The organism is Flavivirga amylovorans (assembly GCF_030540875.1).
Lineage (GTDB): Bacteria > Bacteroidota > Bacteroidia > Flavobacteriales > Flavobacteriaceae > Flavivirga > Flavivirga amylovorans.
Genome location: NZ_JAUOEM010000005.1, coordinates 89,688 through 105,027, shown reverse-complemented (window position 1 = coordinate 105,027; position 15,340 = coordinate 89,688). Strand labels below are relative to the sequence as shown.

8 protein-coding genes are annotated in these 15,340 nt (G+C 32.8%); 1 reads left to right on the top strand and 7 read right to left on the bottom strand.

Annotated elements, in window-relative coordinates:
* Positions 1–70: 70 nt before the first annotated feature.
* The 7 genes from Q4Q39_RS14620 to Q4Q39_RS14590 form a co-directional block, all read right to left on the bottom strand.
* Positions 71–1,441, bottom strand: coding sequence for a pyridoxal phosphate-dependent decarboxylase family protein (locus Q4Q39_RS14620; RefSeq protein WP_303283294.1), 1,371 nt, complete (start codon positions 1,439–1,441; stop codon positions 71–73).
* Between the two features lie 3 nt (positions 1,442–1,444).
* The gene (gene bshC / locus Q4Q39_RS14615) at positions 1,445–3,043 is read right to left on the bottom strand and encodes a bacillithiol biosynthesis cysteine-adding enzyme BshC (RefSeq protein WP_303283293.1); all 1,599 of its coding nucleotides are present in this window, start codon (positions 3,041–3,043) and stop codon (positions 1,445–1,447) included.
* 105 nt (positions 3,044–3,148) lie between these two features.
* Positions 3,149–3,865, bottom strand: a complete 717-nt coding sequence (locus tag Q4Q39_RS14610; RefSeq protein ID WP_303283292.1) for a hypothetical protein — start codon at positions 3,863–3,865, stop codon at positions 3,149–3,151.
* On the bottom strand, positions 3,862–9,678 hold the full coding sequence (locus Q4Q39_RS14605; RefSeq protein WP_303283291.1) for a T9SS type A sorting domain-containing protein: 5,817 nt from the start codon (positions 9,676–9,678) through the stop codon (positions 3,862–3,864). The genes Q4Q39_RS14610 and Q4Q39_RS14605 overlap by 4 nt, the downstream gene beginning before the upstream one ends.
* Before the next feature lie 61 nt (positions 9,679–9,739).
* Positions 9,740–12,004: a hypothetical protein gene (locus tag Q4Q39_RS14600; protein WP_303283289.1), complete on the bottom strand. Its 2,265-nt coding sequence runs from the start codon at positions 12,002–12,004 to the stop codon at positions 9,740–9,742.
* A gap of 40 nt (positions 12,005–12,044) precedes the next feature.
* Positions 12,045–12,581 carry a T9SS type A sorting domain-containing protein gene (locus Q4Q39_RS14595; protein WP_303283288.1) on the bottom strand — a complete coding sequence of 179 codons (537 nt, stop codon included), beginning with the start codon at positions 12,579–12,581 and terminating at the stop codon, positions 12,045–12,047.
* Positions 12,582–12,673: 92 nt separating this feature from the next.
* Complete coding sequence (locus Q4Q39_RS14590) at positions 12,674–13,249, bottom strand: hypothetical protein (protein ID WP_303283287.1); 576 nt, start codon at positions 13,247–13,249, stop codon at positions 12,674–12,676.
* Positions 13,250–13,807: 558 nt separating this feature from the next.
* Between Q4Q39_RS14590 and Q4Q39_RS14585 the strand changes: the two genes are divergently transcribed.
* The gene (locus Q4Q39_RS14585) at positions 13,808–15,337 is read left to right on the top strand and encodes a PhoX family protein (protein ID WP_303283286.1); all 1,530 of its coding nucleotides are present in this window, start codon (positions 13,808–13,810) and stop codon (positions 15,335–15,337) included.
* Positions 15,338–15,340 lie beyond the last annotated feature (3 nt).

Below are 15,340 nucleotides of genomic sequence, written 5' to 3'. Positions count from 1 at the left end.
TTATAAAAAGACAAATCAAAAGAAAGGTTTGTCTTTTTATAAGTAAAAATGCCATTTCTTTTACTAATTTTTAAGCCATAGTATCCAAAATCATCTCAATGTCTTTTCCTGTGGTATCTGGATTAATAAAACAGAATCTTGAAACAGTCTCGTAACGATTTCCATTTTTCCATTTTGTTGGCGTTACTAATGCAAAACCTTTTCGATGATTTTCATACGTCCAATTCGTGTAATCTTCTGGCTTCCATCCTATTCTTCTATATAATACACACGATAAGCTTGGCTCTCGAACGAGTTCTACATGAGGATTTTCAGTAATCATCCTACCTGCTATTTGAGCCAGTTCTATACCTCGCTCTACGGCTTCTTTATATCGGTCTGTTCCGTGAGTCGCTAATGAAAACCATAAAGGCAACCCTCTTACACGACGTGTTAATTGTATTTGGTAATCGGTTGGATTAAAACCATTGGCGCCTTCATCTTTAAAAATATCGAGATACGATCCTTCTTGCGAATGTGCTTCCTTAGCTAATTCTGGGTTTTTATAAATAACAGCACCGCAATCATAAGGAGAAAACATCCATTTATGCGGATCTATGGTAATACTATCAGCTTTTTCGATACCGTTGAACAAATGCCTAACAGAGTCAGCCGCTAAGGCTCCTCCTCCATAGGCCGCATCCACATGAAACCATAAATTCTCTTTTTCGCAAATATTGGCAATACCTTCTAAATCATCAATAATACCAGCATTGGTTGTTCCTCCTGTTGCTACCACAGAAAATAACCGTTTACGTTGTTGTTTGGTTAAGCCTTTAATAGTATGCTGTAATTCTTCTCCATGCAATCTATCTTCCGAATCTACCAACAACACATCCACATCTATAACCTTCGCCATCGCTTTAATGGAAGAATGCGCTCCTATAGAAGTAATAATAAGTCCTTTTTCTCCTTTAAAAGCATCATTTTTCCTCCAATATTCCCGAGCAGTAACCATAGCCGAAAGATTTGCTGCCGTACCACCACTTGTAAAGACACCAAATGCGCCTTCTGGCAAACCTGTTAGAGATACAATCCATTTCATGGCTTCATTTTCACAGAAAATACCACCAGCACCTTCCATCCAATAAGCCCCATGAATACTAGAAGCAGAGGTTACCAAATCGAACATGATGGACGCTCTAGTTGGTGATGCAGGCACAAACGCTAAATGTCTTGGGTGGTCTATTGGCACGACTGCTTTCATTAAATGTTTTTTCCACAAATTAAAAGCGTATTCACCTCCGATGCCTTTCTCAGTAATAGTTTCACCTACTAGCTCTCTAAGTTTGGCTTCGCTTTTTGGCTTCCCTATTTTACTTTGTGTCGCAGAAAGTCTATCAATGGCATACTTCATGACATCCATTGTCATTTCAACCAATTCAATATCAATTTTGTGCATGTATTAAAGATTTAGTATTAAAAACTCACCTTTTAAAGGTTCAAGATTTTTGATAAGATTAGGAATGAGTCGTTCACCATATTCTAAATAAAACTCAGAGAAATTAGCATTTCGTTCTTGTAAACTTTTATTAGGAAATAATTGTTCTTGTAACTCGGTGATTCTGAAAACTTGATCTGCTAACGTTTTCTTTTGGGACTTTAGTAATCGTTTTTCAAGATTTTCTAAGCCTTTTAGTTGTTTTACTTCTTGTGCTTTTACGGCTCCTACAAAAGATTTGTCCGTTTGTTCAGCTAATTTGAATAACTCCTTAAATTGTGCTTCTAAATGTATCTTTTGGGGTGAAAAGTCAATATTTATATTCGATATTTCTCTTACTTTTTTATTAATAAAAGTATCTCGTTTTAAAAAGATATCTTCATTAGAAATATTTAGTTTTTTTAATTTATCAGCTTGCTGCTCTGTTTTAATTAAAACAGAGTTACGCAACAACAATATTGGAAACGGGACATTAACCGTATTAAAAAACTGTTTTAATTGAAACCAATAAGCCAATTCTCCACCTCCACCTGTATAACATAGGTTAGGCAATATAACTTCCTGATACAAAGGACGCATAATGACATTAGGGGAGAATCGTTCAGGGTGTTCAGAGAGTTCTTTTTGTATATCGTTCTTGCTCCAATTAATTTCTGTGTTCAATACTTTATACACATCATCTTCAAAAACGATGCGTTCTCGTAAATTTTCTTTTAAATAAAACAAATTAATTTCACGTGGATTAACCTGAATACTATAGTCTTTAGAAAGGTTCTTGTTTGTTTCTGAAACAGATTTAAAAGCTGTTTGATTCAACAATTCATCTTCCATAAAAGGCATGAATTGCTTTTTTAAATCGGTATCATTAGCATCTATAATAACCAAACCATGATCTTTAAAGAGCTCATTAGCTAAGTATCGTGTGGCATCGGCTAAATTAGTATGATTTAGATAGGCGTTACTAAATAGTTTTCTTAAATAATCAGCATTTTTACTAGTCCCTAATTCTTTTGAATATAAATTAAATACGTCTTCTAACCCTTCTAATGATAATTCTCCAACGGCACCTTGCGATTCTCTATTCCACTGTACTTTCTTGCCTTTAAAATTGAAATAATTAATTTCATCAAAATCATGATCCTCTGTAGCCATCCAATAAATGGGTACAAAATTATATTCTGGATATGTTTCTTTTAATTCTTTTGAAAGATTTATGACTGAAACTATTTTATATAAAAAGTATAAGGGTCCTGTAAATAAATTAAGTTGGTGCCCCGTTGTTATAGTAAATGTATCCTTAGATTGTAAACTTTCGATATTTTGAAGTGACCATTCCGAGGTTTCAATATTTTTATATTGTTTTTTTAATACTGAAACTAATGTACTACGTTGCGACTCAGAACTAAGGTTAGAAGCTGCCCTATCATCAATTTGTGTTTTAAAATTCCCTAAAGTCGGGAAGTGATTGTAAAACTGTTTTAAGTTAGGATTTTCATCCAAATAATCACAGATTAAAGAAGAAAAATATCCCGTATTTCGAAACGGTAAATAGCCTTGCTGCATAGTTAAATTAAATAATCATGTAAATATACAGTTATTCCATTTTTCTAAATCTAAAAATTAAGTTAATACCTTCACCTCATTTAAAATTGTCGCAATAAACTTCAACTACAAGACTCTAAATTGAAATATATCAGAATCCGAAGCATTACCGACTTCATCTTTTGTAACAATTTTCCAATAGTAAACAGTTCCAGAAGTTACCGATACATTTAATTCATTAGCAGTCAAATCACTAGCGTGTATGCTTGGATTATTACTTGTTCCTAAATACACATCATACCCTACAATATCGTCATCAACATCACTCCCCGTCCATTGCAACGTAACACTTGCTGTACTTATAGATAATGCCATTGCCGGGGCATCAAGAACTGCTGGAAAAGGTGCATAGGTTTGCACACCAGGCCCAGCGTTAAAGAATTTCCAAGTATCACTTTTCTCTGATTTTGACCCTGAACTCGATTCTACATACCATGCATGTGGTGTGGCTCGGTTTATAGTCACTGGAACTTTATCTTCAGTGGTTTCTGCTTGGATAATGGTTCCTGTTGTTAAGTCCTCAATAACAATGGTATAATTTTCAGCGATATCACTTGCCTGCCACTCAAAAAGTACAGTGCTTTGTGTCGGTGTTATATCTGTACCTAAATTACACAGACCATCTTTATGCGGGAATACTAAATTAACTGCTAACTCAGCACCTTGATTTGGATTACCATCTGGGTTTTCAGGGTTTTGTCCTTCATCGACACCATCATCAGAAGATTTACTACATCCTAAAGTTAAAAAAGCTAAACAGAGTATATAAACTAGTGGTCTCATTTTTTTACAATTTTAAAAGTGGATACTGATTTTTTTGATTGAATAAATACGGTATAAAGTCCTGAAGCGAATCTATTGGTATCAATATTTAAACGTCTACTTTTTCTATTTTCAACTTTTTTAGAGTATACCAACTGCCCCAGATATGAATACATATTAACTTCAATATTTTCCTCAGCATCTCCTAAATAAATATTAACATCGTTTTGAAACGGATTTGGATATACAAACATGCTATCTGATATAAAAATAGTTTCTTCATGGATCCCTTGGCATTTTAAGTCTGTTGAAATTTTGATACTATTTGATCCTTCCTCTAATTGCAACGTAATTTTAGAATCGTTAGTGGTATACTTAAACCCATTAAAATCTACATTATAGCTCGAATTCCCTGACATCTCAAAAGAGACTTCTTTACCGGTACTCCTTTTTCCTGTTATTACTTCTAAGTTTTCTGGATGATTGATTATAACATCATAACACCTTAAATAATTAGGCCACTCTTCAACGGTTATACAGAGCCTATACATTCCTGCTAGTAAATTTTTAATATCTATTTCATTCGTGAAATTATAATCTCTATCAAAGCCATCTTTTGTTAAATTAGCCTTGTAATTATATAATTCTTTGGTAGTGATATTTACTTTACCGTCGTTATTATTTAAACATGTTTCTCCTGTAATTAAAACTGTAAAGTTATCATTTGGCAAACTTAAAAATGGACATCCAAATAAATCTACAGGTTCTCCAAATGGTGTATTGGGGCAAAGATCATCTACATTTGCAATACCATCATTATCCGCATCAGAGCAAATAGATTGATAACTTGCTGAGATATCTTTAAACCAATTATCATAAGTGCCGCCTGCATTAGAAATGACCTCGAAAGGATTATCAACTAAAATACACCTGAGATCAGGGTTATTTGTAGCACTGAATCGTTTTAAAGTAGCATTAGCCCCATTTTGAAGATTCAACCTATCTTGAATAAATAAATTAGATTGACAAAATAGTTCTATAAGTTTAGTATTAGAAGTAACGTTTAACGCATCGAGTAAATTAGACGAACAATTTAACTTTTCTAAATCAACTAACACGTTTACATCTAGGGCAGTTAACGCATTGCTGGAAACGTTCAATTCTCTTAAACTTAGATTTGAATTTATGTTAATTTGCGACAAATCGTTATTTGAAATATTTAATACTCTCAAATCAGTGAGCGCCATTAAATCGATTGTAGTAAGTACATTATTGGACGCATTTAAGCTTACCAAAAGCACGTTAGCATTTAAATCTACAGTTGCAATATCATTTTCTTCAACATTTAATATTGTAAGACTTGTAAAATCTTCAATTCCTGTTAAATCTGAAATACCTTTTTCACTGATATCTAAAAACGAGATATTACTAATAGTACGCGTTGGTACATAATCATCTAGAGCTCCTGTATCATATCCAAAGTTTATTAAAGCGGTTTCAAAAGCATCATCAGGAACATAGGTTTCTCCAAAACGACAGTTAATCGCATATTGAGTTGTAGCATCTTTTATCCAGGTAACACCGCCTGGAACTGCTCCAGTATCCGTTTGGATACATGTTAAATCCACATTATTTTGAGCATTTAAATTTGTAAGACTTGGATTCTGACCATTTTTAATATTCAAACTTTCCAATTCATTTAATGCACAACTTAAACTGGTTAAACCAGTGTTCATTGTAAAATCCAGATCGATTATCTGGTTAGAATCACAATTAAAAATTTGTAGTGAAGGGATATTACTTGGCACAAATTCAGAAAAATTATTATTCGCTATATTTAAATTAGTAACATTAATATTTGCTGTTAAATCTAAGGTTGTTAACAAATTATCGGAACAATTTATCGTAATTAGAGCCGTATTATCACTCAAGTCTAAATCTGATAAGCTATTATTTGAAACATCAAGCGTTGTTAAATCTACATGTTTACTTAAATCTAAAGTTGTAAGCGCATTATTTGAAACATTTAAATTCAGAAGTGCTTCAAAATCCTCAATTCCAGTTAAATCCAAAATATTATTTCCGCTAACATCTAAAACTGTAAGTATTTCAATGTTTGCTGTTGGTACGTAATCATTTAAAGGGCCTACATCGTAACCTAAAGTAATTAGAGCTTGTTCAAAATTATCATCAGGCACATAGGTTTCACCAAAACGACAATCCATGCTATATTCAGATGTTGCATCTTTTTTCCAACTTGCTCCAATTGCATTGACATCATCTACTTGTATGCAACTTAAGTTGGCGTTTAATGTCGCATTAAAATTTAAAATACGATTGTTAACCCCATTTTGAATATTCAAAAACTCTAATTGGTTGTTTGATACATTGATAGTTATATTGGTTGGACAAATAGCCTGTATATTAGGAGTCGCTGTAGGACACGTGCCAGTGCCCATAGTACTTAAATCGATGCCATCATCTAGCATATTACTGCTACAGTTGAAAGATTTTAATTGGTTTAGATTATTTGATAATTGTAAACCAGATAAACTATTAGAACTAACATTTACATCTATTAAATCTAAATTATTACTTAAATCTAAATCGGTAAGTTGATTATTTGCAGATGATAAATACCTCAAAGAAAGTGCTGAATTAACAAGAAGTTGATTAATTTGGTTATAACTACAGTCTAAACTCTCTAAAAGCGTATTTGTTCCTATATTTAGTTGTGTTAATTCATTTTGTGCAGCCAAAAGTTGTACCAAATTAGTATTCGTGGTTAGTATGATATCTGATATTTGATTATCAGTAAAATCCAAAAACTCAAGAGCAACATTAGCACCTGTAATAAGTTGCGTTAAAGAATTCGATCTACAGTTTAAATCTACTAATGCAACATAATTACCAATCAACAATGTCGATAAATCGTTACTCGCACAACTTATTTTGACAAGGGTTGTATTGTTTAGAGTTGCAGTGTTTAAATTGGAAATTTTATTACTATCACAATTAACATCTTCTAACGTTACGTTAGTACTAATATCTAAACCTGTTAAATTATTATTTGAACAATTAAGTTCCTTTAATAATGAATTTCCTGTAACATTTAAAACATCTAAATTATTATCTGCACAATCTAACGCTTCTAGATTTACATTGAGTGAGGTATCTAAATCTCCTAAATTATTACTTGCACAGAATAATTTTCTTAGATTACTGGTTCCTGTCGTATTAAGAAGTCCATTCGTATTTGCTGTATTATTAGTTAAAAAATAATTTGAACTACAGTAAAGTGCTTCCAAATTCACCATGTCACTGACGTCCAGATCATTTAAATAATTATTACTACAATCCAATTCTCGTAATAATGAAAACCCTTTTATACCTTCTAAATCTTCAATTTGTTTATTATTAACATTTAAGACTAATACATGTTCTATATTGGCTGTTAAAACCTGGTTATCTAATGGTCCAGAATCTAAACCTAAATCAATTAAGGCCTGTTCAAAAAAATCATCTGGTATGGCTGTAAAACGATTTAATTCACAATCCGTGCTATAAGTAGCTATAGTATCATCTTTTTGCCAACCTGCTTCATTTTCTGAATAGGTTGTATCATCAACATTAATACAAAACAGACTAGGGTTATTGGTCGCATTAAAGGTGGTAAGCAAACCATTATTAGTACCATTTTTCACGTTTAACGTCAATAACCTATTGCCATTACATATAACTGTTTCCAACGCTATATTAGGCACAACATTTAAGTTTTCAATTTGATTGGTAGAACAATCTAATGTTTGTAATGCTGTATTTGTATTTAAATTTAAAGTGGTTAGTGCATTATTAGAACAGTTTAAATCTTGTAAATCGATAAAATCCTGAATTCCAGTTAAGTCAGAAATACCCAGTCTTTGAACATCAAGACCAAGCACTGTCCTTATTTTATTCGTCGTTACAAAATTATTGTTAGCGATACCATCGCCCATGCTTGCTACATCACCAAGAGCAACAATTGCTCCATTAGCATCATGAGTTTCTAAATAATCTTCGAAATTATCATCTGGTACATAAGTCCCGCAATTAAGATTATAAGTTGCGGTACCATTATCTTTCTGCCACCCTAAATTATTATCTGAAAATGTCACATTATCAACTTCAATACATACTAGATCAACATTATTTGTTGCATTAAAAGTATTGAGACGACTAACATTCGTTCCGTTTTTAACATTCAGTGCTAACAAGGTATTATCATTACATAAAAAAGAAACTAAAGCCGTGTTAGTGGTTACATTTAAATTTTCAATTTGATTGAAAGAGCAATCTACATTGTCTAATAACGTATTTGCACTCAGATCTAAATTGCTCAAAACGTTACTCGAACAGTTTAAAGTTACTAAAGCTGTATTCGTATTTAATTCTAAGTTAGCAAGCGTATTGCCTGAACAATTTAAAGTTATTAATCCAATATTACTGCTAATGTCTAATGTTGGTAGTGTATTATTAGAACAATTAAGTCCCGTTAAATCACCATTATTACTAACATCCAAATGCTGTAATTGATTGTTACTACAATCTAAAGTTCGTAAGGCTATAAAATCTTCAATACCAGTTAACACGTCTATATTGTTACTCTGAACATTAAGTGCTAAAACATTTTCAATTTTTGTGGTCGTTACAAAATTGTTATCAGCGACACCATCTCCCATACTATTTGCATCACCTAGAGGAACAACAACGCCATTTTCATCATGAGTTTCTAAATAAGTCTCAAAATTATCATCAGGAACATAAGTAAGCTCATCTGTACAAATAGTGTCTCCAAAGTACGTCCAATCATCTTTTGTCCAACCTGTTGGCACAGAAAAACCACTATCTATTTGAATACAGAATAAATCGGGGTTATCCTCGGAATTAAATATTGAGATTAAATCGTTAAAACCATTTGCTATATTTAAATTAGTTAATGGGTTATTAGAAACATTAATATTACTTGTGCCTTGACAAATCGTTAACGGATTGGTTTGTGGGTCTGGACAAGCACGAGTATTTATAGTGCTTAAATCTAAGTTAGAAATTAAATTATTTGATACATCAAGATTCTTTAACACAGTGTTTGCTGAAAGATTCAAGATTGTAACTTGGTTTGAAGCGCAAAACAAATTCTCTAGATCCAAATTATTACTTACAATTAACTCGCCTGTTAATCTATTCTTTGAAACATTTAATAAGTTAAGATCATTATGCTTACTAACATCTATACTTGTCAACTGATTACTTGAACATGTTAAGCTTTTCAATAATGGATTGTAAGGTGTTTGAGTCCCTGGATCTACTAAGTTTAAATTTTGTATTTGATTATTAGAACAATTAAGCGTTTCTAAATCAGGATTGTTCTCTAATTGCAATACAGTTAAGAGATTAGATCCACAGAGTAAAGATTTTAGATTCGTATTACTTGAAACATCAATACTCGTCAAATTATTACCACTACATATAAGTGTCTCTAAACTTGCAAAACCTTGAATTCCCGTTAAGTCAGATATATTTAAATTGCTAACATTAAGAGATAAAACATTTGAGATACTTGTAGTAGTAACAGCATTATTGCCTGCAATCCCATCTCCCATACTGGTAGCATCTCCAACATTTACTACCGCCCCATTTTCATCATGAGTTTCGAGGTAGTCTTCAAAGTTATCATTTGGTATTGCTGTGGTTTGTGCTACCGAAAATGATATTCCAAACAGTAATATCACAAAAGAAAACACAAATTGTTTCTTTACTATTAAATTATCAAGGAAGATGTTTATGTGAAATGACATGTAGTACAGATTAAAGTTAATTGATTAAAACACTGGTATTCATAGTTAACTTCTTTCAGTCTTAGTGACCTCCTTTTTTATCAACTCCCTTATGATAATGAAATTGGTTATCTAATTTTGATTTCAATTGCGTCAACAATCGTTCTTTATAGGCTGAGTCGTTCTTTAATTTTTTCCATAAAAAATTGTTTTCAATATCAACACCATCTATACGCATTTGTTCTTCTGCCATTTTCAAACCTTTCTCAAAATCTTCGCGAGTCACTTCCCAATAAACAATCTCTCCTTCATCTGTATCTATAATCTCGTACTTTCTATCATCATAATGGTCATCATCCGTACTTGTTTCATGCTCTGTGTGTGATTGATGTTCATGTGATGTTTTTGAAACTAAAGCATTAGCGTTTCCAGGGTTTGAAAGCATCTCATGAATAGCTGTTATTTGTTTTTTTAAATCCTGAATTTCTACTGCCTGTGCCTCCACTTTTTGCGCCAACCTTTCAACGATTATATTATTATCGTTTCTGTTTAATCCAACGGCCACATTTACTAAATTAAACCCTAAGCTATTATTGCTGTTTGTCCAAGCAGTTCCAACAATGTCTTTAATTTGATTCGCTGCTATTTTAGACGGTGCAACCGCTTTACCTATGCCATCATTATTTCCACTAGGAATAATATAATCTCCTACATTTACCTTTCCGAACACCTTAACTGGTACTTGGCCCATAAAAGCAACTTTCTCATAATTAGCTTCTTCACTTGGTTGTGGCATATTACCTAAAACTATTGGTTTATAAGAAACAACCATAAAACGTTCAGCATTGATCGTATTTTTAGATATTTTGCCTCCTGTAACACCAACAATGTCACCATAAGTCATTTCTTCATTTATATGTTCTCTTAATAAATACTCTGCATAATCCCCGGCTCCAGATGCATATGATACGCCTACAAATTCATCTTTGTTTTGATCGTAAGTAACTTTATAGCCTCTGGCACGATTAAGAGCATCTTGTGCATAACCAACCTGAATACCGTCAGAAATAACTTCAGCAGCTGCAAATGCTATATCGGCTGGTCCAGGAGACGCTAAACAACCTCCTATACCTAAGCAGCCTCTAAAATCTGTAGCCGCTTTAATAACTTGTAAAGCGCCAATTGCGGCGTCAGCTATAGCAAAATTACGATCAATTTCAGCTTCGTATATATCATACTCTAATGAGCTTTGATCAAATAGATAGTCTGCATTATTTTCATATTCACTTTTTATTTCACCTTCAATACGTCCCCACATCATGTCCGTACCATCATCCCAAAAAGACACGAAATTATTTCCATTTCTTCTATTACCTATCACTTTAATAGCAATACCTTGATTACTTCCTTCTACTAATACTGGGTAATTGTCAATACTAAGACCTGGGTCATCCCCAGTGACTTTAGATGGTGTAGCATTATTATAAGTAATATCTCCAGTTGAAACACTCGATCTTAATTTTATTTGTCTTATGGCATCAACTTCCAGCATTCCAAATAGTCTGGTGGTATCATTAACTTTTAATGTATTGGCCTCTAAATTAGCAAATGAAGCCTCACCTGTCGCTTCAAAATCGGCAACTGTAGTTTTACCAATAACATCTAATGTACCGTTAAGTAATGTAGGTGCCAAAGCATCAAATCCACCAGTTGCTACCCCCACATTTAATGCGCCTGATAAATTAGTTGTATTTTGGTTATTGACATCTAATGTACCGTTAAGGTTTGTTGTACCATCTACCGTTAAATCTCCCGTTAATGTTGTAGCGTTACCTCCATTTACAGATAATGTACTGTTTAAGGTTGTTGGGCCATCAACAGTTAGTTCTCTATTTAAAAAGGTGTCATCATCAACATCTAGTGTTCCTGTTGCTGTAATATTCCTATGGTAAGCATAAGGTACAAACGTAAGTACCTCTCTACTCATATCCACAAAATTATTGCCGCCTTCAAAATCTATTTCAACTGCTAAATCTTTAGCAGTACCATCCCAATTGATTTTCTCGAAGTTGTCATGTTCAACAGCTCCTATTATTAGGTTGATTCTTCCAAATTCATCTGTAGTCGTTACTTGAACTTCCTCAAACTCAACCTCGTTTCCAGAATCAAAAATCACAAAACGAATAGCTACAGTAGTGCTTGGCAGATAATTCCCTTCAGAGTCTACTCCTGGCAATTCTAATACATCTGGCCCAATAATAACGGCTTGGTAGCTAATACCATCGGTTTGCGCTGATACGTTTAAAATAAAAAGGAGAAATAATAATTGAGTAAAAATACGTTTCATAGTTCTGGTTGGTTTTGATGCGAAATATTTTTATTTATAATTATATTTTAATGAGTTTTGCATTAAACAATTTCCCGTTGGAAATAGCTTTTAAAAGATAGGATCCGTTAGAAATATGACTTAGATCTAAATCGAGATCTTTTGATGGGGGGAATGCTCTGGAATAAATAAGTTTTCCACTTATATCATATACTAAAACAGAAATGGTTTTGGTCATACTTTCGGTAAAGGATATCAAAACCGATTGCCCAAAAGGATTTGGATGAACTACTGCTGATAAATTATTAGTACTTGATTTTTTTACAACTTTTATGCTGCTTGATGGTTGTTGATAGCCTTGTCTTAAGTAATAGCCATTATTGGAATACGTTCCAATAACGCTAGATTGACCTATACTTTGGCTGACAACATATGATCCTTTTGAAGTAAACATTGTTTTTGATGTGCCTCCTGCTCCTAAATTGGATCTTATAATTTTGTACGAATTGCTATCTGCTTTTTGCTGTGCTTTAATTGAATGCACAAAACAAATTGCTAATAGAAAAAAGACATGCTTTTGGGTTAGTTTTATATTCATATTTTAATTCTCCAGATTTCTTTTTTATCTAAACTATAATAAATACTAATACTAAAATAGGATGTCCACCATTTGTCCATATTACAAACTATCTAAAAATCGCAATAACATGTTGGTAGGTTAATAATAAACCCGATTCCAAACTGGTGAGCGTTCAATTTTAATTTTTCCTCACTTTCACCACTACTAATTAATATTGATTTTCCATAGGTATACCCTGCAAAAATTGCTGTACTACTGGAAATGGGATATTGCATACTAACTCCTGCTCTAAAAAAAAGAATGTTATTATTAAATTCGTCTTCTCCTACTAAATTAAACACATCATTATTTATGGTTTGATTTCCCCGTATTAAAAACTCGGAAGCTACCGAGCCATTTAAGAAAAAAGTAAGGTCTCTTAATTGAAATAATTTAGCATCAACGCCTGCTTTTATACCTAGGTAACTAACATCCCAGGCAAAATAATTATCTACACTAGGCTCACTCCCTACTGCTCCATAACTACTATAGGTAGCACCGGCTGTTAAGAACAAAGTTTTTGCATTATTAATAGGATGTCTGTAACCCATACCAAAATATGATTTAGATTTTGATAGTAAATTATCTAATGGCTGTCCTTGAGAGTTTTCATAATCAAAAGAAGATACCGTAGAACCATACTCCATATATAGTTGCTGACTATAACAGGATAAACTGATTAAAAAAATGAGAGAAATTAGTAATTGTTTCTTCATATAAAAAAATAACGTGATTTAAATAATAGCGAATATGTTTTCTATTTAGATTTCAGTAAAACCTAATACAAATAGGGGGATTTTGCTGTATTAGAACTCAAAAGAACTGTTCTAAACCTTCTTAAAGTTTGAGCACGATGATTTAGTATAAACGAGAAAAAGACTACAAGAGAGGTAAAGAGGTTGGTTATCATATTAATATTTAGTTGATTATAACGAATGTATAAGTATCAGGCTTATTAAAAAAAAAAATCCGATGATGTCCCTCTTTTGTCCACCGTAAAGCATTGAATTTATCAAACTTTGACTTTAGTAAGTACTAGACTACAGGTATTATTAACACTGTATTAGCATCCTTAATAAGTAGGTAACTTTATTAACCTTAGAATAACCCAAAATTAATGTAACAACATTAATGGCTTAACAGACTTTAAATGGTCTAATGATAATTTTGAAAATAAATTATAACCAAAAAATATTCTAATTAAAATGAAAAAATTATTAAACCTTTTTTTACTATCAGTAGTTATAACGACTACTGGTTTAACAGTAACTAGCTGTGATATTGAAGACGGAAAAGATGGAAAAGACGGTATAGATGGTGTGGACGGAAAAGATGGTGAAGATGGGGAAGACTTAACTGTAACTGAATTTCCTCCTTTAGAAACTTCCAAAACGCCTAATTTATTAAAAGTAGATGGCGCTTTTTCTTCAATTACTGTAACCCCTATTTTATCTTCAGAAGATAAAATAGAAGGAACTCCTGATTTCGTATATGGTTCTATGGCGGATGGTGCTGGTTTATTAGCTGAAAATGACGGTTCTTTTACTTTAATTAATAATATAGAAGCAGATTATTCTATCGCTAGAATTAAATTAAACAAAGACTTACAACCAACTCATGGAGAGTATATTCTAAACGCTTTTGCTACTGCATTTACGGCACAATGTTCTGGTTCTTTAGTAACTCCAGAAGAGCATGGGTTTGGTCCATTGTACCTATCTGGTGGAGAATGGGGAGGTGCTTCAAAAGGCGTTTTTGCTACGAACCCTTATAAATCTACAGATAATGCTAGCAATGCTATTATGCTACCTAAATTAGGCCAATGGTCTACTGAAAATGCTGTTGTAATCGGTAAAGATGCTTATGCAGATAAAACAGTTGCTTTTATTGGAGACGACCATTCGGATGACTCTGTACCATCTGGTCAATTAGGTATGTACGTAGGTAGTCGAGGAAATTTTAGCAGTGGAAAATTATACGGATTAAGAGTGACTTCTGCCGGAATTAATTTTGAAGTTGATATGGTTGAGGGGACAGAATATGATGCTGATTTTGTTGAATTAAATGAAACAGAAATTAGCTTACTAGATGCTGAGTGTAAAAGTAAAAACGTTATGGGGTTCTCTAGATTAGAGGATATAGACTGGAGAAGAGGTTCTGCTAGTAACCAAAGAGAAATATATTTTGCTGTAACGGGTCGTAATAAAGCAGGTTTAGTTGGCAAAGGCTCTTTATTGGGTAGAATTTACAAAGTAGTATTAAATGAAACAGATCCTACAGGAGCTGCAAAAATAACTTGTGTGTTAGATGGTGACAAAGAAAATGGAAAAGCTGATGGATTCCATTCTCCCGATAATATTTTAGTAACTGAAAACTATGCCTACATTCAAGAAGACCCTAATGGATACGCTTCTTTAAATTCGGATATTACTGGGTATGCAAAATTATATCAATATAATTTATCTACTGGAGATTTAAAAACGGTTTTAGAATGTGACCAAGATGCAGCTGCAACTCAAGGATATGGTACAACAGAAAAAAGATGGGAACTTACAGGTATGATTGATGTTACCGAAACTGTAAACAACGGCAAGAATACATTCTTATTAATTACTCAAAATCATGGTTGGGAACCTGCTGATGGTTCTGCTTTTACAGATGTTAAAGCAAACTCTGCTCACAACTCTAGAAAAGAAGGTTCTGTTTTACACGTCATTACAGGTTTAGACAGATAATAT